General features: G+C 64.2%; 11 protein-coding genes. 2 read left to right on the plus strand and 9 right to left on the minus strand.

The window, feature by feature from the left end:
- The first annotated feature begins 13 nt into the window (after nt 1-13).
- Together G6N57_RS03460 and G6N57_RS03465 are read left to right on the plus strand one after the other, a co-directional pair.
- Entirely contained in the window at nt 14-346 is a 333-nt protein-coding gene (locus tag G6N57_RS03460) for a hypothetical protein (RefSeq protein WP_077738624.1), read from the plus strand.
- A gap of 2 nt (nt 347-348) precedes the next feature.
- On the plus strand, nt 349-2,121 hold the full coding sequence (locus G6N57_RS03465) for a hypothetical protein (protein WP_077738623.1): 1,773 nt from the start codon (nt 349-351) through the stop codon (nt 2,119-2,121).
- Nucleotide 2,122: 1 nt separating this feature from the next.
- Here G6N57_RS03465 and G6N57_RS03470 read toward each other — a convergent pair whose 3' ends face one another.
- The 9 genes from G6N57_RS03470 to G6N57_RS03510 all read right to left on the minus strand — a co-directional run bounded on the left by G6N57_RS03470 (nt 2,123) and on the right by G6N57_RS03510 (nt 25,583).
- Nucleotides 2,123-2,419, minus strand: coding sequence for a hypothetical protein (locus G6N57_RS03470; protein ID WP_077738622.1), 297 nt, complete (start codon nt 2,417-2,419; stop codon nt 2,123-2,125).
- On the minus strand, nt 2,416-2,874 hold the full coding sequence (locus tag G6N57_RS03475) for a YbaB/EbfC family nucleoid-associated protein (RefSeq protein WP_077738621.1): 459 nt from the start codon (nt 2,872-2,874) through the stop codon (nt 2,416-2,418). Before G6N57_RS03475 ends, G6N57_RS03470 begins: the two co-directional genes overlap by 4 nt.
- Nucleotides 2,875-2,876: 2 nt before the next feature.
- Entirely contained in the window at nt 2,877-3,821 is a 945-nt protein-coding gene (locus G6N57_RS03480; RefSeq protein ID WP_077738620.1) for a WXG100-like domain-containing protein, read from the minus strand.
- 116 nt (nt 3,822-3,937) lie between these two features.
- On the minus strand, nt 3,938-5,473 hold the full coding sequence (locus G6N57_RS03485; protein WP_077738619.1) for a hypothetical protein: 1,536 nt from the start codon (nt 5,471-5,473) through the stop codon (nt 3,938-3,940).
- Nucleotides 5,473-5,718, minus strand: coding sequence for a hypothetical protein (locus G6N57_RS03490; protein WP_077738618.1), 246 nt, complete (start codon nt 5,716-5,718; stop codon nt 5,473-5,475). The genes G6N57_RS03485 and G6N57_RS03490 overlap by 1 nt, the downstream gene beginning before the upstream one ends.
- A gap of 2 nt (nt 5,719-5,720) precedes the next feature.
- On the minus strand, nt 5,721-5,966 hold the full coding sequence (locus tag G6N57_RS03495; protein ID WP_077738617.1) for a DUF7161 family protein: 246 nt from the start codon (nt 5,964-5,966) through the stop codon (nt 5,721-5,723).
- Nucleotides 5,956-24,777: an alpha/beta hydrolase gene (locus tag G6N57_RS03500; RefSeq protein ID WP_163646588.1), complete on the minus strand. Its 18,822-nt coding sequence runs from the start codon at nt 24,775-24,777 to the stop codon at nt 5,956-5,958. Before G6N57_RS03500 ends, G6N57_RS03495 begins: the two co-directional genes overlap by 11 nt.
- A gap of 38 nt (nt 24,778-24,815) precedes the next feature.
- The gene (locus G6N57_RS03505) at nt 24,816-25,112 is read right to left on the minus strand and encodes a hypothetical protein (protein ID WP_077738615.1); all 297 of its coding nucleotides are present in this window, start codon (nt 25,110-25,112) and stop codon (nt 24,816-24,818) included.
- Between the two features lie 3 nt (nt 25,113-25,115).
- Nucleotides 25,116-25,583 carry a YbaB/EbfC family nucleoid-associated protein gene (locus G6N57_RS03510; protein WP_077738614.1) on the minus strand — a complete coding sequence of 156 codons (468 nt, stop codon included), beginning with the start codon at nt 25,581-25,583 and terminating at the stop codon, nt 25,116-25,118.
- Between the last annotated feature and the right edge of the window lie 95 nt (nt 25,584-25,678).

The raw sequence follows: 25,678 nt of genomic DNA on the forward strand, positions 1-25,678 counted from the left end.
TCAGAGGAGAATCATGACTAGTCCCTGGGGCGGCCTGGACGCCGCTACCGCTGACGGAAAGCTCTATCTCCACCTCGAGCCGGATGCTGTCACCAACCTCGAGACGACTGCCTTCAAACCTTACGAGGAAAAGTTGCAGGCGATCATCGACAATGCCCTGGACGACACCACGGGCTACTTCGGAGCAAATGAGAAGAACGAGCTGGCAAAGGCGATGGAGACCGCCTTCAATGCAAAAGGCAAGGCGCTCACCGACTATGTCAGGGAACAGCTGGCCCAGACACAGGATTTCATCAAGACGGCGCACGACGCGGCCAAAGCGCTGAAGGAAAACGAGGCCGACTAGCCATGAGCGGCTTCGGAAATACCGTCGGTGCCATCTTCGGCGGCGAGTATTACACCTCCTATGCCCCCTATTGGACCGAATCAGAGTGGAACACGCTGATGGGGGACAAGGAGCAGCCTACGGGCGACACCGACGAATTTGAAAACAAGCCCGTCCAGCAGATGGACAAGAAAGAGACAATCGAGACGGAAGAGAGGGAGCCAGACACTTCCACGCTCGACACAATTCCGGGTATGACCCCAGACCGTACTGTTCAGGATGCGGTGACTGCCGCGACCACCGGCGGCAGGAAGATCAACTTCGAGAGCTGGACCTTCAAAGAACTCCGCGACGAAAAGTCCACGTTGAAGTCGAACCTCACCGCGATCAATAACCTGGCCGAGGCCTGGAAAACTCACGGGTCCAACCTGAAAGAAACGGCCGAGACCTTCAGGGACAAAGTCGACAAGGCAATCGAGGGTAAGTGGTCCGGCGACAGCGCGACGGCGGCGGAGGCCGCATCCAAACAGGTCACCAAGACCTCGATCTACGATTTCACGCCGTCGTCGGAAGAGATCGCGGACCGGCTAGGGGTGCTCCACACTGCATTCGACTACGTCCAACAACATTTCCCCAACTCGGCGAGCGACGACGTGGTCAAGGATTTTGATTCGAAGAATTTGCAGGGTGTCAATGCCGAGGTCGATGCATACAACAACAGATACCATTTCGACTCCGACGGCGCCCTCAGGCTCGACAATGGACAGTATGTGAACGTCGACACCGCAGTCAAGGACAAGCAGCGCGTCGAACAATCGATCAGGGACTACACCGACGCGGTGCAACTCTTTGAAGGCACGTACCAGCCCGCCATCGTAGCGGTAGCCCAAGGCTTCCCCAATCTTCCTCCGTTGCCGAACATGAAATTCGAAGCTCCCACCGATCCGACCGGCCCAGGCGGGCCAGGCGGACCGGGTGGTACGAGCCCGTTCACTCCGGGTGGCGGCGGTGGAGGCATCAAGCCGTTCGACAAGTCGGCCCTCGACAAGCTGAACGCCAACAAACCGACCGACTTCGACAAGCTCAAACCAATCGACCAAAAGCCCATCGACCAAAAGGATCTCACTACTGATCCCACCAAGGATGCTCTCGACAGTCTGACCGATCCCACCAAGTCGGCGATGGACACGGCGACCAACGCCGCCAAGGACGCGATCGGCCAGGCGATGGATGCCGCTAAGAACGCCGCTCAACAGAACCCGCTGGGCGACATGCCGAAGGGGCCGCCTGAAGGTGTCCTCGGGCTCGGGCCGCAGGGCCTCGGCGCCGGGGCAGGCGCCGGCAAGGGCGCAGGCGGGGCCGGTGGTGGAATTCCCTTGCGCGGCATGCCGAGTGGTCTGTCAAGCAGCGCACCCGCGACCGCCGCGGCGAAGATGCCTGCTGCGGCGGCCGGGGCCGGTGCCGGTCTCGGCTCAGGGGCAGGCAGCCCCGGCGCAGGAGCTCCGGCTGCGGGCCAGCGCGCCGGCGATCAGAACGGCAAGGGCCACCAGGTCAACAAGGCACTGCGACGGAAGAAAAACGGCAAGGACGTCATCGGTGACGCCGAGGCAGCGGTGCCGGTGGTCGGCGCCGACGAGGAAGCGGAGCAGCAGGAGAAATCGCCTGCTGACAAGGCCGAGCCCCGTCGCCGTATTCCGCAGCGCGGAGGCACCACCTGGCAGCCCGATTCGGCCGTCCAGCCCAGTCCGGCGCGACAGCCCCAGTCGCCGCATTTCACACCGGGTCGCTCAGAGTGACTCAGGGCTTGTCTTGTTTCTCCAGAGCGTCGGCGGTGAGGTGCAGACCGTCGGCGTAGTAGTCAAGCAGGTCGGTCTTCGCGGTGATCGATCCGTCGACCCAGTCCAACTGCGCCTTATAGCCTTTGGCGCCGTCGGCGAACTGCTTGCCGATCTTGTCGTGCCCCCAGGCTTCACCTTCACCGCTGAGCATCTGCATCAGCGCCGACTGCACGGCTTTCATGTCATTGCTGACAGAGGCGAGGTATCGCGCGGTGCCACGCAAGTCTGCCGGCGTGACGCCCAGCGGTACGGTCATCGCACACTCCTCACGGTCGGATAGTCGTCGGTATCCTCGGCCCGTCCTGATCGGATACAGCCCTGCGGCCCGGCCGCCGGGGTCGACAGCAGATCTCTGATGTCGGGAGCGCCCTCGACTATGTCGGACAACGAGGGCATCTGCTCACGGCGCTGCGCCAGCGGGGCGAGCAGTTCCGCCACCTTCTGCTCGACGTCGCGGGTGGCGGCCTGGGCGGCGTCGGTGATGTGCCGTCCGAGATCGGCCAGATCGTGGTCGTCCAAATAGGTTTCGCCGACCGCCGTGTGAATGACGACGCCGTCGCAGTCGACGGTCACCGTGACGCTGCCATCGGCGCTCGTGGCCGTTGATGACAAGGCTGCCCGCTCCTCCTCGACCGCAGCCAGATCGGCGAACTGTTCCTGCACGAGCGCAAGCGCATCGATGAGTTCGTGGCGTGCCGCGTCGTTGTCCACGTCTAGTCCCCGTCTCCCCCGCTGGACGCCGCCGCGGCACCGCCCCCGTCCGCCGTCGACGCCTTGCTGCTGTGCGCTGCGGCTCGGCCGCGCACCCCACCGGTGACGGCGGTGGGAACCGATCCGAGGACGGAAACAGGGTCGATCTCGCTGCCGGTGGCCAGTGCTCCGGTCACCTTCTTCGACATGCCCGCGACGTATCCGACGGCCGCCCCCTTGACCGTCGAATTACCCACTAGCCGCTGGCCGTAGATGCTGACCGTGCCCTGCGTGGCCCCGCCGACGGAGTTGGCGAGTGCGACGGTTCCCAGCCGGTTCCAGTCGTAGCCGTTCTGGTGTCCCTTGGACTGCTGGATGTTCTGGATGAACAGTTCCTGCCCGAGAGCCTCGGCAGCCTCGACGCCGGACTTCTTGATGATGCGGTGCACCGTCGTCTTCGTCATCGCCTTGCCCAGGTCCGTCATGAGGTCTTTGAGCGCCACCGACACCATCCGCTGGATCGCGGCGGAGGTCGAAGCCTCGATGAGCGGGATCTCAGCCGCCGATGCGCCGAAGGTGACCGAGGTCTGAGCCAGTGCCCAGGAGATCTCGAACGCCGCGATCGCCAGCGATGTCAGGATCTGCAGCTTCGTGTATTCGATGTTCTTGCCGGTACTTTCGGCGAGCTCACCGAGCGCCGCCATCGCATCGGCGAGTTTGTCGACCGTGGCATCACCGTCGAACAGCAACGCGAACTGCTGGTCGGCGGTGCCGGCGGTCACACCCTGTAGGACAGCACTCGTGCTGGCCCGCATCCGATTCAGTTCGGGTATCAGATCTCTCAATTGTTCGGCGCGATCCCCCCATTCACCGCCGATGCGGTACATGGCATCTTCGTCGCCCTTCGGCCATTGCGAGCCGACGAGATAGGACACCCATTGCAATGGACCGGGAATCTGCAGGGTCACGCGATCCCCCATCGACGAAAACTTCCATGCAGCATCGCAATTCACGCTATTGCGCGATACCGCAGACCGCCATTTCTGACGGCCTTGTTCGCCGAGAGTTCAGCTACCCGCCAGTTCTAGGTCAGCAGACCCGCCAAGCTCAGCTGGTTGGCCGCGTCGTATACCTTCGCGTCAGGTTGTCCGCTGAACAGAGCCGCCACATCGTCGATGGTGGCGTTGCGCTGGGTGGCGGCCGTCAGCAGCGCCCGGCACTGATCGGTCACGCCGGGATCGATCTGATCGGCCATCGCGGTGACGGTCTCCTCCGGCGTCCAGATGGCCGGAATCGGCACGTCGAGTTCGCCGGATGTGTCGGTCCCGCCCCGGTACCACTGACCGTCCGCCCACCAGAAGCAAAAGCTCAGCAGACCGTTGCGATTTCGGGTGTTCAGCACGGCGTCGTTGACCCACGCCGGAGCTCCGGTGTACAGGTCGGGCAGCTGGCCATCGCCGTTGTAAGCGGCCTCCAGCAGCTCAGAGTTCCACTTGCCGCCGGAGAGCACCGCGCGGTCGCCGGGCAGCAGGAACAATGTCGACCCACTGCGGCGATCACTCTCGTACCAGCAGTAGCCCGGATAGATGCGCGGTCCCCAGCCGGAGCCGGCGCCGGCATAGGCGGCCGACAACACCGCCCACCGCGCCAGCAGATCGTGCAGCGGCGGGACATCCTCGCTAGGCGTCGCGGTTCGGCCGGAGATGGAGTCCGCGGTCGCCGCCTGCGCGGCCTGCCGCGCATCGCGGCCCTGTGCGTCGGCCCCAGCCACATAGCCGGCCAGCCAGACCGGCAGCTGTGGACGAGGATAGGTTTCCAGATCATTGCGGTATGCCTCTGGGGCAACCAGCTGGTCCTCGGGAAATGGCTCGTCGCCGTAGTCGTAGCTCACCGCCATCTCGCCGGCGTTGGTGACGTTCAACAGCAGCCGCCACCACGGGCCCGCCGACATCCGCGCCGAGACTTCTCGTTGGTGCTGGACCAGATCGGCGATGGACTGCGGCACCGGCACCAGGCCGGATCGGTCACCGGAATAAAACTGCAACTGGGCAATCTGGGACGACACCGTGAATGCGAACTCAGCCGTGAACTCCTCCCAGCCGGTCGGACCGAGCTGAGCCAGCTGCTGCGCGATCGGCTCCAGCAGTTGCGATGCTTCTTCCGCAATCCTGTCGTCGTCAGCGAAGTCCTCATCGGCCGGTTGCTCGGGCGGAGTGTCGACAACGGTGAAATCAGCGATCGCCGGCGCACCGCCCTCCGCTGCCTCGTTGAACTGCCGCTCGAACTCCGCCATGAACGCAGCCTCATCGGACGCGTCATCGGGCGCGGCGGTGTTCTTGGGCGCCGTGGCGAGTTCCTGCGCGGCGAACTGGTCGCGGGCCTGTTGGGGCGGAACAGACGACGTCACCTCTTGGATACGGCCGGAGTCGCCCACCAGGAAGATCGACCGCCCGACCGGCATGTCCAGAAAGGCCATCGGGTCGCTCTCGTCGACGTCGACCGGTGCGTACACGCTCCAGCCGACCTCGAAGCGATCTGCCTCCAATCCGTCAGTCGGATAGTCCAAGTTGCGCGACCGGATCCAATCCGCCACCAATGAAATCGCTTGTGCCGCTTCCATTACGCCTGCCTTTCCGTGCCCTGCCGCTGTTCGGCTTCGATTTGATCGGCCAGCGCGGAGCGCTCGGCTTGTTGTCGTGCCAGCAGTTCCGCGCTGTAGGCGGTCCAAGCCGCGTCCTGCTCCGGTGTCATCTGGGCATCGCTGACTTCGGATTCCACATCCGGGTGGTCGGCGAGGAACCGCGAGAACAGCGCGCCCATCTCACGGCTGTGTCTGCGGTTGAGCTCGATCCGTCGTGGGTCCATGCCTAATCCTCGCAAAGGGCGAGCTGGTCGAACACCACCAAAGCCACCCTTTCCGGGTCGTCCGGCGGGTGCACGCGCAGCGTGTGATGTGGGTTCGGAGTGTCGTCCACGATAACCACGGTCTTGATCCCGGCCGGCAGGTCGGCCGGCCAGTCGATCTCGTCGGTCGGCTCGTCGACCAGCACGCGAGCCCGCTTACCTCGCAAACCGGACTGGTCGTAGCGCAGCGGTCTCAGATCATCGGTCATAGCTGTCCTCTCCGGTATCTCCATCAGGGTCGGCCGGCCCACGCATCGGAGGCAGATCGGGTGGATTCTCCGGGTCGATGCCCAACGACTCGTTCACACTGCCACGGCTGCGGGTCGAGCTCTCGACGATCGCTTCATAGATTTCGTCGCCAACCTTTCCTCTTGCCCGATTCTTTTCCACCAACTCCTCGAAGGTTGGGTTGCGCTCGTTCGCGTTGAGGTCGTCCGCCAACTCGCGATTCTGCATCAACGCACGCGTCCAGCTGCGTATGGTGGCCCGCAGCCCGTACATCGTCCTGGCTCTCTCCTCCGCGCCGACACCATCGCGCAGCAGCTTGTCCCGGATCTCCCGCATCTTGAGTTCCAATGTGGTGTAGACGGTGCGGGTCTCCTCGTCGGACAGCGTGGCGGTCGCGTAATGGCTGTGGGTGGCACCGTCGATGATGGCCTCATAGACGGCATCGCCGGACAACCCCTTGCGCTCATACCGCGCCACCAGGTCGTCGAAGGTCGGGTTGCTTTCATAGGCCGCCATCCACTCCGCAGCGGGCCGGTTCTCCATCAGTTCACGCGTCCAGGCACGTAGCGAGCTGCGCAGCCCGGACAATTCTCTGGCCCGCTGCTCGGCACTGAGCCCGTCGCGGATCATCTGCTCGTTGAGCGCGCGCAAGCCGAGCTCGAACTGCGAGTACAGCTCGGTCGTCTCGATATCCGAGAGGGTGCCGGGGGCAAAGTGGCTGTGCGTCGCGGTCTCGATGATCGCTTCAAAGACCTCGTCTCCGACGAGGCCCCTCTCCTGGTTCCGGCCGACCAGTTCCTCGAAGGTCGGATTGGGAGTGTGGGCCGCCAGCCAATCCGCCGCGGCTCGGTTGCTCATCAGCTCATACGTGCGGGCCCGCAGCGAATTTCGGATATCGGACAGCTGCCTGGCTCGTTCCTCGGCACCGACGCCCTCGCGGATCAACTGCTCGTTGAGCTCGCGCATCCCGTGCTCGCCGTGGCTGAACACCGTGACGGCTTCCCGCTCGGACAGCGAGCCCGGCGTGTAGTCCGGCAGGCCGAGAGCGGCGAGCGGATCGCCGGGCACGCCCCCTTGCACATGGCCGACGGCGTCGGCGGCACTCAACTCGTCCGGGCGGCCATCGAGTCGTTGTGTCGGCTCGCCGCGAGTATCGAGATAGCCGACCGCGGTACGCGCCACCGCACCCTCGCCCCAAAATGGCGGCCAGCCCGAACGCTCACCGGTAAACGGATCCACCAGGAAGACATGGTCGCCGTCACGGACCGCGAGATAGGCGTGCCCGCCCTCGGACCGGCCGGCGGTCCACGACGACACCACGATCGCCGCCGGACCCGGCTCCCCGGGTTCGCCCAAGTCCATGGCCAGCAATTCCCGCTCGATGTCGGCGTAGTCGGCGAACTGGGCGCGAGACCCGAACGCCTCGAACAACGCGCGAGCCGGTGCACCGCGCTCCGACACCTCCGCGTCCAGCGCGACTTCAAGGCCATACCTGGCCGACACGGCTCCCGCAATCCAGTGGGCACAGTTCTGGGTGTGCTGAATTCCCGTGTCCCACAGGTACTTGACGTAATTCATCTGCGCACCGTCGTCCGGTATTCCGTCGAGCAGCCGAGAGCCCAGATCGGGTTCGTCGCGGGTGCCGAGCGCCGCCAGGTCACTGGGCTCCGGCAGCCGGGGATGGTCGGACTCCAACCGAGCGACGATATCGTCAAGAACGCGCTTGGCCTCGTCGCTGACGGTCGGTCGCAAGCGGTCAGCCGACAGTTTGAGATTGTCCAGCGACTCCTGCAATCTTGCCGGATCCGGATCCCAGGTCCCATCGATGTTGACAGCGCCGTAGGCACTCGTGGCGTCGGTGGTCGACACGACGCGATCGACGTGAGAGTCCGCGTAGTGCGGCCCCAGCACCGAGTTCAGCGCGTCGTAGAGATCTCTGCCGTGCGCCTCGCCGTCGAGGATGTGGATGTCGTCATGTACGACCAGGTTGCCCGTGCTGTCGCGATCGAACGTCAATGTCATGGCGCCGGCGTTGCGATCTCCTACGAAGATGTCGCCTTCCAGGACGACTCGCTGCCGGCCATGCGAAAGCACCTCGAGCTCAACACGATACGGCCCGTACATGCCGGACAGATCCTCGGCCAGCTGCCGGCTCCGGTCCGAAGATACCGCGTCGACCACATCGCCCAGGAGATCGGCGTATCGGGTATCCACCCAGCGGGTAGAACGATCCTGATCGCGGTAATCCTCTTGCTGCCACACGTAATCCGGATCCTGCGATGGCATCCCTCGCACATCGCCGACGGCATCGGCGGCGTTAAGCCGGAACGGCACATCGTCGAGCGGAATTGTTGGGTTACCGTCGGAGTCGAGGTAGCCCACCGCGATCCGGTCGACTCCGTCCTCACCCCAGTGCGGTGGCCAACCCGATCGCTCCCCCGTTTCAGGATCGAGCAGATAGACCTCGCCGCCGTCATTGACCGCCAGATACGCGTGACCACCCGCCCGGCCGCCCCGCCACCGCGAGACCACCACCGCAGACGAACCATCGCCCATCTCCTCGTGCTTCAACGTCGCCTCGACCTGGGCGTAGGTCGCGTACCGCGACGCCGAGCCAACCGCTTCGAACAACGCCCGCGCAGGCACACCCGTGCGCGAGGGCTCCGCCCCCACCGTGAAATCGCGCCCGGGGTACCGCTCCGACAGCAGATCGGCAGCCCCATGAGCGCAGTTCTGCGACGCGGACTCCTGCACGTCCCCTTCGAACGGACCCGACGAAACATCAACCGGTGCAGGCAGATACTTCACGAAATAGATCGAGGTGTTGTCGAGCAGACGCTGGCCCAGCTTCGGCTCATCAGCAGTGGCCAGAAGCGCTAGATCAATCGGCTCCGGCAACCGGGGGTGCCCAATCTCCAACCGTGCCACCATCTCATCCAAAACAGCCTGAGACTCAGCGCTGAGCCGCGGACGCAACTGCTCCGCCGATCTCTTCACCGCATCCAGTGACCGTTGCAGCGGAGTATCACCCGGCTTCCAGGTAAAGCCCTGACGCGCCCACGCGTTGCTCCCCTGCCACGACGAGGTGAGCTCGATGCGGTCGACACCACTGCGTATGTAATAGCGCTCGAGTTCGGCTGCAAACGCCTTGGAGAAACCCTTGCCCCGGTAATCCTCATTCGTGATTTCCAGCAGGCCGTTGTAGACGACCAGTTTCCCGTCATCGTCCCGGTAGAACGACCGATCGACATAGCCGATTTCCGTGTCGCCGCTATAGATCACGCCGTGGAGATACCCAGCACGCCCCTCACTGTCGAATTCGGGGAACAGTTCGACTCGATACGGCCCGTACTCCCCGGAGAGATCCTCGGCGAGTTGGCGCAGCCGCGGCTCATCAAGGTTGTCGATGATGTCGCCCAACGGCTCGGCGTAGCGGCTGTCCACCGTGCGAGTGGCACGGGCCTGGTTGCGGTACTCCTGTTGGGCCGCCAGAGTATCGCGATCGTCGCTGTGGTTCGCCTCCGCAGCGGGCGGACCAGGATCCTCGACTTCAACCGCGCGGACCGCTGCCGGGTCGTCGATTGATGTCGTTCCGTCGGCCCTGGTGGCAACGGAACGGTCGGCCTCGAACTGCAAGCGCCCGGGATGCCCCGCGGCGATGCGACCGAAATTGGCGAGCGATTCATTGCGTTGACCGGTGCTCTTGTCGACGAACCGGTAATACGAGTTGTGGGCGTCGAATTCGTGCCCCATCGCGACAAGGCTGAGCGGGTATTCAGCGGTAATCCGTTGTGCACCAAAGAACTCCATGGTCGGATCGACGCCATAACCGTCCCTGAACGTGCCGCGCGCACCCGGGGTTCTACCTCCGTCCCAAGTGAAATCGTCGAGCGAAGAGGCCGCCACATAGACGTCTACTCCCGGACCGAACTCACTCGCGTGATCCATCGGCACACCAGGTGAGCCGATCAGCGTAACGGTGCGAATCTGTCCTCGCAGCCGACCGCCTTCGCCCGCATGACCAGAGACCGTCGAACCTTGGCAATGTCCGAATACATGGTTAGCGCTGAAGCGGCTGCCGCCTTCAGCCAGCGCGTCGCGTCCGGCATTGAATGCACGGATGTCACGGTGCAGGGCGTGGCCACCCGCTTGTGGCGCGTCGTCGGCCAGCGTGTCGTAGCCGATCCAGGCCATCGAGGCCGCCGCCACCGTCGGGTCCTCATGCCGTACGGACCGCAAATGATTGAGCGCGGAACCCATGCAGGCACCGAGGTGATCGAGCGTCGTGCCCCGCCCGGGAACGTGCCAGGACACCGACTCCGCCAGGTGCGGATCCGCGCCAAAGCTGACCATGGCCATTCCCGCGCCGCCGAACGCATCCGGGTCGAACCTCAACAGATACGGACCTTCGACTTGTGCCTCTCGGGCCGCATCGGCAGCTCGTTGCAGCGCGTCATCGACCCGGTTCATGCGCTCCAGTTGCGAAGACTTGACGTGGCCCAAGCGGACCCCGCGGTCCTTCATGGCCTGCAACTCGTCGCGGTCACGCAGCCAGTCCTGGAGTGCGCGGGTGTTGGCTTCGTGGCGGTCGAGCGGTGGGATTCCCTCGGCATTGCCGATCTGTGCGGGATACTTGTCGATCAGCGCCTGCCGCTCGGCGTCGCTCAACCCGTTCCACCACACCGCATTGGCTCGGGCCGATTCGGCCGCCGCCTCCGCGTCGCCGACGGAATGCACCAAATCTGTGCCTTCGAACTGCGAATCTCGTTGCGCCAAGGCCTGGTCCGCCAGGTCTGCGGAGTCAGCGGCGTTGAACATCTGTTGTTCGGCGACTTGGATGACGTCCTCGACATCGCCGTGCGACGCGATGTCGGCGTACCCCAAGTTCAAGTGGACACCGGGCCGACCGGCATTTGACGGGTTGGCGATGTCGGCCAGGCCCTCGTCCTGAGTGTAGATTGCGATCATTTCGGCGACCGCGGTCATCGCGTCATCTATTGCAGCAGAGTCAATTTCGCCTACCACGACGGCGTCGAGTCGGTCACCACCAGTCCGTATCGGGACGATCGCCGCCCCAGTCGCCTCGAGGGCCGCGAGGAACATCTCGGTGATAGCACGGTAGTGCCCGTTGGCGGCCTCGGCCCGGTTCTGCACATGCTGATTCAGCCCCGACAGATTGGACAGCATGGCCGAGACGAAGAACCCGGGCTGACCGGTCTCGGCCATCCATGCACGTGCCCGCGCCACCTCTGAGGTCTTGAAGTGCGCGCTACGACCGTCATAGAACCCCGAGACCTCATCACGGCGCAGTGGCTCAAAGAGGCCGGCCAACGCTTGGGTGCCCTGGCCGCAGACCCGTTCCGCCTCGGCCGCGAACGCTGCGCGTTTGACCTCATCCGGCTGCGAGTACCCACTGCCGCTCAGCGGCTGTCGCGCTCCTTGATCTTCTCTGCCCGTGCTGCCTGCAACTTCGCTTTCGCCGCCTGCCGCTTCTCGGCCAGTTCGCGTTCCAGCTCCTCGATCCGACGTGCCCGTTCTTCCGGACTCAGCCCCGTCAGTCCCAGTCGCTCGTCCCTGTCCTCCTGTGACATCACTGCTCCTTGTCTTACTGCGATCCACACCCAAGTCCGCGGCATCGACGATGTCACGGACTTCTAGGCCGGGCAGCACCTCGGCATAGCCGATATGTAGCCCGACACCGTTGTATTGCGGCTGCCCTGGATGTTTCGGGTGGGCGATATCGGCCAGGTTGTGCCGTTGCGCGTATTCGGCAACCCGAGCACGGGTCAGGGCCACCATAGATTCGATCAGCGTCTCGTCCACATCACCGACGACCACCGCGCCCAGTTCGTCGCCGCCGATCCGCATCGGTACGACGACAAGCCCTGATTCCTCCAGTACTGCACGGAAAATGGCGGACAGGCCCGCGAAGTGCGCATTGGCCTCTGCGCGGTCCGCACAGGCTTGATTCAGGCCACGAAGGTTGGCGATGTCGGCGGACAGGAAGAATGCGTTGTCGAGGGTGTCGGCGACATGCTGCTGCGCGCGGACCACCTCACCGGTCTTGAACCCCGAGATACGCCCTTCGTAAAAGCCCGTGACGGTATCCGTTGGCACGGACTGATAGACCGCGTCGACGAGCATCTCAGGTGTCAATGCAGCCGAGTCCAAGCCGCCGATCCGGTCCCAGAACCCCGCCAGCTCCACGTCATCCGGAGAGGGATAGCGCGCGACTTGGTCATCGGCACGTAGGTACTTGACGCCGTTCCAGTAAGTGCCGGTCAGCAGATCTCGGCCCAGATCGGGCTCGTCCCGGGTAGCGAGTACCGCGAGCTCGGCGGGCTTCGGCAGGTTCGGATGTCCAGGCTCCAGCCGTTGCACGATGTCATCGAGAACGGCCTGTCCCTCGGCGCTGACCTGATTCCGCAGTTGATCGGCCGAGCTCTTGATGCTGTCCAGCGACCGTTGCAGCTTCTGCGGGTCGGGGTTCCAGGTGAAGTCGAGCCGGGCGAATGCGTAGCCGCCGTTTTGCTCGGTGCGCAATTCGATGCGATGGAACCCGTTGCGCGTCAGGCAGGGTTCCAGTTCCGCCATCAGCGCCGTCAAGAATCCTGCGCGGCGTAGGTTCTTGTCGAAGATCTCGACCACATTCACGTGCGCGACCCGGTTGCCGTCGCTGTCATGGTTGAAGGTCAGCTGCACGAACCCGATGGGCTCGTCACCACTCATGATGTGACCGCCGACGATGATTTCGTTGAACTGCTCGTCGACTTCCGCGCGGAACATCTCGACGGGGTGATGTCCGTAAACGCCCGAGAGGTCGTCGGCGAACCGCCGGGCCCTAGCCGGGTCGAGGCCGTCGACCACCTCGCCCAACGGTTCGGCATAGCGGGTGTCCACCCGTCGGGTTCTGTGATCCTGCGCCCGGTACTCAGCTTGTCTGGCAAGGAAATCCGGATCGGACGGCACGCCCTGGACATCGCCGACGGCGTCGGCGTGGGCCAGCGCCACTTGCAGCGGCGAGTTGTCCAGCCCGTGCAAGGCGGTTCCATTGGGGCGGATGTACCCGACCGCCGTTCGATCGACCGCACCTTCACCCCAAGACGGTGGCCAATCCGAACGCTGCCCCGTCTCGAGATCGAGCAGATAGACCTCGCCGCCGTCGTTGACCGCCAGATAGGCGTGGCCGCCCTGACGTCCGCCTGCCCACCTCGACGTCAGTACCGCCGACGAACCATCACCCAGTTCCTCGTCGAACAGCAACGCCTGACGCACGTCGTCGTACGACGTGAACTCGGCGCGCGAGCCGACGGCTTGGAACAGGGCCCAGGCCGGCACCCCCGTGCGCGACGGCGCCACAGCGACCCGGAAGTCGCGTCCCGGATATCTGGTCGACAACGCGGCGGCGACACGGTGCGCACAGTTCTGCGACTTGTTCCCGAATCCGAGCGAGCCCTTCAGCCGAGCCAAGAAGCCGGTGCGCGGCTGCGGGGTTTCCTCTGCGACCGGCATGTATCGGACGTAATGCAGATTGTCATTGCCCCTGATATTTCCGACGCTCGCCAACAGGCGCCTGCCCAGTTTCGGTTCGGCGGCAGTGGCAAGGCGTCGCAGCTCAACAGGTTCGGGCAAACGTGGGTGATTGGGCTCCAACCGCTGGACGATCTCACCCAGCAACGCCTTGGCCTGGTCGCTGACGGTATGGGAGAGCCGGCTGGCGGCCATCTTGACGCGGTCGAGCGATTCTTGGAGCTGGCCCGGATCAGGGTTCCAGGTGTAACGGTCGGCCCAAGCCGCGCCCCCCTGCGCATGGGTCGTCAATTCGATGCGGTCCACACCGGAGTCCACGTACAAGCGTTCCAGCTCCGAGGACAGCGACCGGGAGAAACCCTGGCCCTGCAGTTGCGTGTCCTTGATGACTAGTCCGGTGTGATAGGCGACCAGTTTCCCATTTCCGTCGCGGTCGAATATCCGCTGGATGGTTCCGATCTCGGTATCGCCGTTGAAGATCTTGCCGGTCAGCCTGACTTCGCTGCCGAACCTCAAGGCCTCCAATTCAATCCGGTACGGGCCATAGACACCCGAAAGGTCCTCGGCGAGTTGCCGGGCCGAAGCCAGGTCCCCGGTGTTGTCCACCACCTCGCCGACCGGTTGGGCATAACGGGTGTCGACATGACGAGTAGTGGGATTCTGCGCGCGGTACTCCGCCTGCAGTCGCGCGAAGTCCGAGGTATCGCGGTGTCCCTGGACGTGGCCGATTTTGTCGGCGTCGGCCAGCTGACCAGTGGTATCGCCGTGAAGCTCGACGACGGGCTTGCCATTCGACCTGAGGTAACCCACCGCCGTGCGCTTGACGGCATCCTCACCCCAATAGGGCGGCCACCCAGAACGTTTGCCGCTGTGCGGGTCGACCAGATAGACCTTGCCACCCTCGTTGACCGCGAGATACGCATGGCCACCCTGACCTCGGCCGGTCCAGCTCGACGCCAGCACCGCCACTGTGGCGGGGTTATCCGGGTCGAGTAATGCGTTCTCGATTTCCTCGTAAGTGGCGAACTGGGCACTCGAATTGATCGCTTCGAACAGGCTTCTGGCGGGAACACCCCTGGACGTCGGCTCGGCGTCGATAGTGATACTGCGCCCGAACATCACTGACAACGCATGCGCGACTTGCAGTGCACAGTCTGCACCGGGCAGCCAGCGTGGGTTCCAACGTTCGAGACTGAAACGGTTGCCCGAGTACTCGGCACCGGTGTCGCCTTCGAGGCGCAGTACCCGCCCTGCCGCTGGTTCTCGGGTGCGCAAACGCAGTCCGCGGCCGGACCTGCCGGCGTCCGTCCGGTGCGATTCGAGGTCCAGCCGTTCCGCATGCCCCGCGGCGATCCGACCGAAGTTCGCGAGAGACTCGGTGCGGATCGTTTGACCAGCGTCGACATGGGCGAAGTAGTCGCGATGCGTCGCGTAGCTCTCCCAGGTGTTCATCGCAGCCGGGAACTCGGCGGTCACCCGGACTGCGCCGAAGGCGTCCATCACCGGGTCGATACCCAGACCGCGACCGAGCACCCGACCGTCCTGATCGGGAGTTCGTCCACCCAGCGCTGTGATGAAGTCGTACGACGACGACGCGACGAAGACGTTTCCATCGCCGATATCGAATTCACTTGCGTTGCTGAGTGGTCCGGCCCCCGGAGACCCGATGAGTGTGACTGTGCTGACGTAGCCCTTCAGACGCCCGTCACGCCCCGCGTAGCTCGTCGTGGTCGATCCGTAGGAATGCCCGAAGATATGGTTGCCGGTGAACTTGCTGCCTTCGCCGGTCCACGTATTGCGCGCGGCGTTGAACGCCCGGACGTCGCTGTAGAGAATGTCACCGCCCTCGCGCGCCAACTTGTGCCCGGCAGCACGCCACTCATGCGCGTCGTTGGGCGCGTCATATCCGATCCACAGCATCGAGGCCGCCGATTGCGTCGGGTTTTCCTGCATCGTCGACAGCAAGTGGTTGAGCGCGCCCTGGATATAGAAGCCGCTGAGAGTCTCGATCGTGCTCCGGATGCCGGGCACAATCCAGGACACCGACTTCGCCTGGTACGGGTCCGGATTCTTCGGATTGTCGGGATCACTGGTAAAGCTGACGATGGCACGTCCATCACGACCAAATGCCAACGGGTCGAAGGCAAGGAGCAAGGGGCCGCCCACACCCGCCTTCTTGGCGGCCTCAGCCGCATCATTCAACCCGCTATCGATCTTGTTGATCCGCCGCAGATAGTCGAGCTCCGCCTCGTTGATGCGCTCACCGCGATTCAGCCTTGCTTGAATCTCGTTGGCCCGAGCCCGATAACGGTCCAACATAGCGCGGTTCGCCTGATCACGATGCGCCGCCCAGATACCTTCGGCGTTGCCGATCTGCCGAGGGAACGTCGCGATCAGATCTTGCCGTTGCTGTTCCTCCAGCCCGGCCCACCAGGTGGCGTTGTCGGCCGCTCGGGCTTCGGCCAGCTCCGCCTTACCCAACGGATTGACCAGATCGGCTGCTCGCACACCCCGTTGGGCCAAAGCGGCTTTCGCGCGTTCGGCTACGGTCGCGCCGTCGGCACGCGGTGGCGAGCTTTCAGGAGGCGGTGGTTCGGGGCGGGTTTCGACACGAGATGGTTGCTCGGTCTCCGAGGTCTGCCGTGACGTGAGCTGCCCGTCAACCCGACGTGCGGTTGCGGGTTCGACGGTGCGCCAACGACCGGCGGTGCGGTGTTGTTCGACATCGACCCGTTCGGGGTGCCCAGCCGCGACCCGGCCGAGGTTGGCCAGCGACTCGGTGCGTTCCGAGGTACCCGTGCGCAGATAGTAAGCGTGATGGGTACCACCGGTACGCAGGTGACTCATCGTCGACGGGAACTCGGCCGTCATCCGCACCGCGCCAAAAGAATTCATCGCCGGATTTATTCCGAGCCCGATGCCGAGAATCCGGCCGGACGAACCTGGGGTCCGACCGCCCAGCATGGTCACCACGTCCTGCGACGAGGACGCGACGAAGACGTTGTGTTCACCGATGCCGAATCCCGACGCGTGTCGCACCGGGCCGACACCCGGCGATCCCACGAGCGAGATCGTGCTGACGTGACCGGCGAGCCTCCCGTCACGGCCGGCGTAGCCGGTGGTGGTCGACCCATAGGAGTAGCCGAACACGTGATTACCGGTGAATGCGCTGCCATCCGCAGCCTCTCGGACCGCGTTGAATGCGGTGATGTCACTGTAGAGAGTGTCACCGCCCACGCGTGCGAGCTTGTGGCCGGCCGCGCGCCAAAGGTTCAGGCCACTGGGCGTGTCGTAGCCGATCCACGCGATCGACGATGCCTTCAGTCCCGGGTTCTCCTGTTGAACGGACTGCAGGTGGTTCAGCGCGGAGTGCGTGTAGAACCCGAAGAGCGAGTTCAGCGTCGTCTGCACGCCAGGCACATGCCAGGACACCGAATCCGCCGTGTATGGGTCGTGGCCGAAACTCAAGACCGCGCGTCCGTCCCCACCGAACTCCACGGGGTCGAACGCCAGCAACAGCGGCGCGTCCTGCCCGGCCTGCTGCGCGTCAGTCGTCGCCTTCTGCAGGGCCTGGTCGAGACGGTTGAACTTGGCCAGGAACTGCCGTTCCGCACGGGTCGGCCGTTCGAATTCATCGATCTTGGTTTGAATCCGGTCGGCGCGGTCTCGAAGTTGCTTCACCACATTGCGATTGGCTTCGTCGCGAACCTTGGCTGGTATGCCTTCGGCATTGCCGATGTGCTCAGGATAGGCATCGATGACGTCCTGGCGCTGAGTAGGGGACAAGCGCTGCCACCAGGTGGCGTTGTTGCGGGCCCGGGCCGCGGCTTCCTCGGCGTTCCCTAGCGGGTTGCGCAACTCGTCGGGCTGCACGCGTGGGACCCGAAGTGCCAATGCTTGTTCGGCCGGTGACAGATTGTCGTCGACGGCGGGCGACCCCTGCACGTGACCGATGCGGTCGGCAGCAGACAACCCGGTGTCACCGGTGAGGGTTTCCAGTGCGGAGCCATCGGCACGCAGGTAACCCACCGCTGTCCGCCTGACCGCGCCTTCACCCCATTTCGGGGGCCAACCAGTTGTTTCACCACTGTGCGAGTCGACCACGATGATGTCGTTGATCTCCGGGCCGACTTTGACCGCGAAGTACGCATGACCGCCCTGGCTTCGGCCGCTCCAGCGCGACACCAACACCGCGGATGAGCCGATGCCGAGTCCTTCGAGCATGGACGGGATTTCGTCATAAGTGGTGAACCGGGCGCTCGACGCGATGGCTTGGAACAGGCTGCGCGCCGGCACTCCCCGTGCTGACGGCTCGGTAGGCAGTGCGAAATTGCGGTCTGGATAACGCCGGTTGAGCTCGTCGACGACGAACTGAGCGCAGTTGTTGCTGCGCAGGAAGTTTGGATTCCAGCGGTTTCGCCCGTGAACCGAATGGTACGTGTTGGGATCATCGGCGAGTCGTAGCGGCCGTCCGAGTGCAGGTTCGACCGAGCGTTCCCGCAGGCCCGGGAACAGGCGCCGCGGTCGCCGATCCAGAGTGCGATGTCCCTCGGTGTCGACCTGGTCGGCACGTCCGGCCGCGATGCGCCCGAAATTCGTCAGCGCCTCACTCCGAACCCGAGTGGTTCCCGGATCCATGTACGCCCAATACAGGCTGTGAGTCATCCGCGAACCCGCACCCATATGGTCCAGCACCGCAGGGAATTCCGCAGTGATCCGGCGGGCACGGAAGATGTCCATCGCTGGGTCTATCCCTTGGCCCATCCCCCGGAATATCCGTCCGCGTGCACCCGGACGGTCGCCGCCCAGCCCTGTGGTGCGGTCCCGCGATGACGCGGCAACAAAGACATTGTCGCCGATGCCGAAATCGCGAGCGGTGCGTAGCGGCCCCGCACCGGGCGAGCCGATCATGGTGATGGTCCGCACATGACCGGCCAACCGTCGGCCGCTCCCGGCATGGCTGACCGTGCTCGAGCCATAGGAATGGGCGAACACATGGTTGCCGCTGAAATGACTACCGTCCCCGGTGAATACGTCACGACCTGCGTTGAAGGACAACAGATCGCTGCAGAAAATATTGCCACCCTGACGGGCCATCCGCTGGAATCCAACACGAGGATCCCAGCTGCCCGGCGCCCGGTACCCGATGTAGGTGATCGAAGCAGCCGACAGGTCGGGGTTTTCCTGCAACGTGGACTGCAGCTGGTTGATTCCACGCAGCGCCATCGCCCGCATCTTCTCGATGTTGGTCGTCATGCCCGGCACGTACCACGATACCGACTGCGCGGTATAGGGATTCGCGCCGAAGCTGACAATCGCACGGCCCGCACCACCGAACGCGCGTGGATCGAGGGCCAACAGGTACGGACCCTGGTCGTGCAAGCCCAACTGCGCGAGTCTGCGTTCGGCAGCCAGCAGGCCGTTGTCGATCTCGTGCATCAGCTTGACATAGCGCACCTCGGCGGAGTTCAGCGCCACGCCGTTCTCGCGTCGCGAGACCAGCAGATCGCGATGCGCCAGGTACCTCCGCAACATCCTCTGATTGGCCTCATTCCGGGCCATCGGAGGAATTCCCTCGGCGTTGCCGATCTCTCGCGAATATGTGTTGATCAACCCCTGCTGCTGATCACGCGACAGACCCGCCCACCACTGAGCGTTCCTGCGCGCCCGGGCCACTGCGTCAGCCACCGGAACCTTGTGATCAGCCGGACTCACCAGATCGCTCGGGTTGAGTCTTCCGGCCTTTAGTGCAGCCGTGGCCAGAGCCTTATCCCGTGCACGTTCTTGCTCGACATCGCTCAACGCGTTGTCGGGCAACCCGAGCAAGGTCGGTTCGGCCGCGGCTGCGCGGGCCTCCGTCAGTGTGGTGGCTGTCTCCGGTGAGTTACGGAACCGCGGATTCCAGATATGTCGGCCGTCGACAGGATGGTGAGCGTTCGGGTCGTCACTGAGCCGGAGATGTCGTCCGATCGCCGGTTCGAAAGTCCGTTCACGAGAACCGCCGAAGAAGCGCCGCGGCTGTCGGTCGATGGTGCGATGGTCTTCCGTGTCGACCTGGTCGGTACGCCCGGCGGCGATGCGCCCGAAATTGGTCAGCGATTCACTGCGAACCTGCGTTGTACCCGGGTCCATGTACGCCCAGTACAAGCTATGGGTCATACGCGACCCTGCGCCACGATGGTCGACCGCGACGGGGAACTCCGCGGTGATCCGCCTCGCGCCGAACTCATGCATGGCCGGGTCCATTCCCTGCCCAGTGCGACCGCTGAATCGACTTCGCAGACCCGGACGCTCACCGCCGAAACCGGTGACCGGGTCGCGCGAAGATGCGGCAACGAAGACGTTGTCCCCGATACCGAACTGGCTGGCGTGGCGCATCGGCCCGGCGCCCGGCGAACCGATGAGAGTGATGGTCCGCACTTGGTCGGCCAGCCGACGCCCGCTCCCGGCATGGCTGACCGTGCTCGAGCCATAGGAATGGGCGAACACATGGTTGCCGCTGAAATGACTACCGTCCCCGGTGAATACGTCACGGCCGGCGTTGAATGCCGAGATGTCGCTGCAGAAGATCTCGCCGCCTTCGCGGGCCAACCGCTGTGACAGCACCTTTGCATCCCAGCTGCCGGGCGCTCGATATCCGATATAGGCAATCGACGCGACCGACAGATCCGGATTCTCCTGCTGTACGGAGCGAAGCTGATTGAATGCCCGACTGGTGATCAGCGAAAGTTTGTCGATCGTCGTCGACATACCCGGTACGTACCATGACACCGACTGTGCCGTATAGGGGTCCGCGCCGAAGCTCACGATCGCGCGGCCCACGCCGCCGAACGCCTGCGGATCGAGCGCCAAGAGATACGGCCCCTGGTCGCGCATACCGAACTTCTCGACATTGCATTCAGCCGTGCGCATCGCCGCATCGATTTCGTTCATCAACTTGACATAGCGCTCTTGTCCGGGGCTCAGCGCCACGCCGTTGTCACGTCGTGACACGAGCAGATCGCGATGCGCCAGGTACCTCCGCAACATCCTCTGATTGGCCTCATCTCGGGCCATCGGAGGAATTCCCTCGGCATTGCCGATCTCTCGCGAATATGTGTTGATCAACGCCTGCTGCTGATCACGCGACAGACTCGCCCACCACTGAGCGTTCCTGCGCGCGCGGGCCACCGCCTCACGCACCGGGACGTCGTGATCAGCCGGGCTCACCAGGTCAGCGGCAGCTGCCACTCCTCGCTGTTCAAGTGCGTCCTGCGCGACCTGTTCGGGAGTACGTGGTTCGAGCTGCGCTGCGTCCGTCGACTGAACCTCATTGGCCCATCGTGGATTCCACCACCGCCGGGTTTCACGGTCACCCCGGGTACTCGCTTCACCGTCAAGCCGCAGCGGCCGGCCCGCCGCTGGTTCGACTGTGCGCTGGCGTGTGCCGAAGAACCGCCGGGGCTGCTCGTCGGCGGTCCGGTGTTGTTCGGTATCGATGCGGTCAACGTGCCCGGCCGCGATTCGGCCGAAGTTGGCCAATGATTCGCTGCGAACTGGCGGGTCTGTTCCGCGGTTGGCGAATCGGTAGTAGGAATTGTGCGTGCCACGGCTTTGTCTTCGGTCCATATCCGACGAGAATTCGGCTGTAACACGTTGGCCGCCGAAGGTATCCATCGCGGGATCGACACCGAGACCGATACCGAAGATGCGGCCGCGTGAACCGGGAGTTCGTCCACCGAGGGCGGTGAACGGATCCCGCGACGATGATGCGACGTAGACGTTGTCGCCCAGACCGAACTCGCTCGCCGTCCGCACTGGACCGGTTCCCGGAGATCCCGCGAGGGAGATGGTGCGAATATCGTTGGCCAGCCGCCCATCTCGTCCGGCATAGCTGGCTGCTGTCGATCCGTACGAATGCGCGAACACGTGGTTCTCACTGAAATGACTGTCATCCCCGGCCCAGGTGTCGCGAGCCGCATTGAAGGCACGGATGTCGCTGTAGAGGTTCGCGCCCCCTTGCCGGGCAAGACTGTGACCGGCTGCACGCCAACTGCTCAGGCCGCTCGGCGTGTCGTAACCGATCCAGGCGATCGACGCCGCGCTCAACTCTGGGTTCTCTTGCATGGTCGACCGCAGATGGTTGAGCGCGTCGCCCATGCAGTAGCCGAGCTGATCGATCGTCATGCCCTGGCCGGGAATGTGCCAGGACACCGACTGTGCGCGATACGGGTCCGCACCGAAGCTGACCACCGCCCGGCCGTCGCCGCCAAATGCCGTGGAATCAAAGGCAAGTAGTCGCGGGCCCCCGACACCGGCCTGCTGGGCAAGATGGTCAGACCGGTTCAGCGCCTGGTCGATTCGATCGAGGCGAGCCAGCAGCTTGCGCTGACTCCGGCTCAGCCGATGACCATCGTCTCGCAAGGCCTGCAACTGGCGTCGAGACTGGTCGAGCGAGCGCTTGTTCGCTTCGTGGCGAGCATCTGCCGGGATGCCTTCGGCGTTGCCGATGTGCCGAGGGTAGGTGTCGATCAACGCACGTTGTTCGTCACCCGTCAATTTGGCCCACCAGGTGGCGTTGCTCCGGGCCCGCGCGTCGGCGGCCTCCATCGAGCCCAGCGGGTTGCGCAACTGGTCGACGTGGTCGGCATCCAACGGCGGCACTCGCCGGCCCAGCGCCCCCCCGGCCCGCCTGTCTGGCGGCACCGCGTCACGCCAGCGGTCCCCTGGGTCACGCCCACCGTCGTTCGAGGTGTCACCATCATCTCGATGGCCGCGGACGTAGCCCACCGCATCCGCAGCGGCCAGCCCTGTCGGGCCGTTGCCGGCCGACGACACTGCCTCACCGTGCGCGTCCAGGTAGCCGACCGCCGTCAGCGACACCGCGGACCTACCCCACGACGGTGGCCAACCCAATCGCTCACCCGTCTCGCCGTCGAGCAGGTAGATCCCGTCACCGTCATTCACTGCGAGGTAGGCGTGCCCGCCTTGATTCGGCCCACCGGCCCACGCGGAAGTGATGATGGCAGCCGAGCCAGGCCCCAGCTCATCGCTCTTCAGCTTCGCCTCGATATCGGCGTACGTTGCGAACTCCGCGCTCGAGCCGGCTGCCTCGAACAACGCCCTGGCCCGTACACCTCGCGAAGTGGGTTCTGCCCTGATCCGGAAGATGCGACCGAAGCGGCGATATCTGTTGGTCAAGCGGTCGGCGACATTGTTGGCGCAGTTGGCGTTTGGTGGTGGTCGATTGTCGGTCGCCGGTTCTGCTGGCGGCGAGGATCGCGTTTCGCCGTTCGGGTTGTCGGTGGCAGTGTCGGTGCCATCGGCGCGGGCCGCCGCAACCCTGCTCTCTCCGTCTTGCTGGGCTGTCGACTGCTCTGGTGTGGCCGCGCTGTCGTGAATGCGCGCGGCAGGAATTCCGGCATTCTCGGAGGGCGACGCGATTGTGCTCGATGCTGCCGCAACCGGTGTGTCACCACTCGCTTCGGGCGTTTCTTCCGCCGCCGTCGAATCCCGGGATTGGACTGGGCCCGATGCAGCGGCCGGCTTCGGCGTCGGCGTCGTCGGCGCGATGGGTGGATTAGAGACCGGTATCGGCGCTGCGGCATTCGCAGGAGCCGGCGGTGTCGCCGCAGCCGGGGTGACTGGATGCTGAATCTGCGCAGCGTCGGTGGTGTCGACAGTTGTGTCGGTTGACAGGTCGCCCGATATAACAGTGTCGGCGGCCGGTTCAATCGTGGTTTCAGGACCGGTCTCGGCGACCGTTGTGGGATCGGACGTCGACGGATCGGACGTAGCCGGATCATGGCTTTCCGGCACATGCCCGTTCTGCGCTGCAGGACTGTCGGTTACCGGATTATCTGGCGCAGCGTGTTCTGGCGGCTGTTGAGGTTGGTCGTTGGCTTCGCGGGTGGGCGCAGCGTGGTCGGGCGACTGAGTGGACGGCTCGGCGTGATGGGAATCGTCGGGAGCTGCATGGTCTGGCTCCTGGTTGGCTCTGTCGCCGACCTCGCCAGTTTGCGGCGCACTGGATTCGGGCGAAGATGTTGTTGGACTGTCGTCGACAGCAGCCCTCTGATCGGCGCTTTCACCCTGTCCCGATGCCGACGGATCATGCTGGGCTACAGCACCTTTGACGGAAGTCGTGTTGGTAGAAGTGGGCGTGGCCCGAGCACCACCCGACGACTGCCGGCCTTCGGTATCGTCACGGGTGTCATCTTGTTCGCCGGTCGTGTCCGTCGACTCGTCGACTTTGGCATCCGGGTCAACATCGGCCAAGTCGTCTGGCGTCGGCCCGGATGGTTCAGCTGGCGAGGTCGGGTCATTCGGCGCATTATTCGGCCCGTTTTCGGGGTCGGTGCCATTGGTACGCCCCCCGCCCATACCTTTGATGCCGCCGATGCTGGTCGACGTTGCACCGGCGAGGATGGACACCGTGTCCAATCCGCCACCCACTGACAGGGATCCGGCGATGTTCCCGGTGATCCCGGCGGTGAACATCGTCGTCACTCCAGCGAGGCGATTGCCCAGCTTGGTGCGAGACCCACTCAGCCCGAAGGCAACCGGCACTGCCGATGCTCCGCCCGTGCCACCACCCACCGCCGAAGCGATCGCGGTCTGCCGGAACCGATCCCATCGGTAGTCGGCATGTCCCTCCTGGGCTTGGATGCCCTGGACGATTCCCTCCTGGAGCAAACCCTGGGCGAGCTCTTGGCCCGTTTCCTTGAAGCCTTCCTTCAGCATGTGCGGCAGCAGGGTTTTGATCCCGGTCCGGGTGAGCATCGCTCGCATCTGCATCAAGATGCGCTCCAACGCCTCCATGATGAGTCGGCGTATCAACGCGGCGGTCGTCATTTCGACGGCAGGGATCGCCGACAATGAAGCTCCCGCTGTCGGGCCTGCATTGGCCAGGCACCAGCTGATTTCGGCTGCCGCAAGAATCAGACCGACGATGATCGACAGCTTGTTGTATTCGATCTCGGTGCCGAAGTAGCTGGCGCCGTCGCCCATCGCGGCCAAACCGTCGACAAGCTTGTCCACCGCGTAGTCACCATCGAACAACATGGCGAATTGCTTGTCGGCGGCGTCGGCGGTGTCGCCGAAGAGCACCGACAGTGTCTCCCCGCGAACCCGGTTCAGCTCCGGGATAAGGGTTTCCAACTCTTCAGCAGCGTTCTGGTAATACTCACTCAGGCGGCGCGTCCGGGTTTCACTGCCCTGCGGCCATTCCCCGCCAGCCAGATACGAGACCCATTGGAGCCCAGGCGGAATCTCGATGTCCATGAAGGATGTGTGGGTACCGTCGTCCGGAGGAGGGGACGCTATGCCTGGTCGTCTTGTTCGAAGGAGTTCGCCGCGCCCCGAAGGCCACCCGAGTAGTAATCGAGCAGGTCAGTCTTGGCCGCTACGGAACCATCGACCCAGTGCCGCTGAGACAGGTGACCAGATTCCCCCTTGGCGAATTCATCCCCCATCTTGTCGTCACCCCACGGCGCACCCTCAGCCGCCAGATTGGCTTGGAGTGTAGACAGCACGTTCTTCATCCTGGAGCTGACATCGCTGAGGTTCCTCGAGGTCGCCCGTAGGTCAGAAGGTCCGACACCTAACTCGTCAGCCATCGATCATCTCCTCACGGTGGGGAACGCAGCCTCGTCCGCGCCGTCGTGATCCGGGCGGTCGTCTGTCTGGGGAACCGCGGTCGCATGGTCGAATACCGCCTGCGTCATCTCGCGCAGATCCGGCGCGCCGTCCACGAAGTCCGAAAACGACGGGAACTGCTTGCGGCGTTCTTCGATCGGCATCATCAGGGCAGCCGACCGTTGCGCCACGAGTTGCGCCGCGGCCTGCGCGGCGGCGGTGACATGGCCACCGAGTTCTTCGAGTTCGTACTCTTCGAGATACGACTCGTCGATCACGGTCTCGATGACATGGCCCCGGGCGTCGACCGTCACCGCGACCAAGCCATCGGCCTCTTCAGCACTTGCGGTGAGCTGCGCCTGCTCGCGCTGCACCGCAGCAATATCGGCCATCTGCTCCGAGACCAAGGCGAGCACCTCGGTCATCTGATGCCGGAGGGCATCGTTGCTCATTCCGATCAGTGTTCCAGATTCACAAACGCCCCGCCACGTTCTTTGCCGAATTCGATTATGGCCGACCATATTTGAGTGCACGAACAATTACGTTT

It is taken from the genome of Mycolicibacterium boenickei, assembly GCF_010731295.1.
Taxonomy (GTDB): Bacteria; Actinomycetota; Actinomycetes; order Mycobacteriales; family Mycobacteriaceae; genus Mycobacterium; species Mycobacterium boenickei.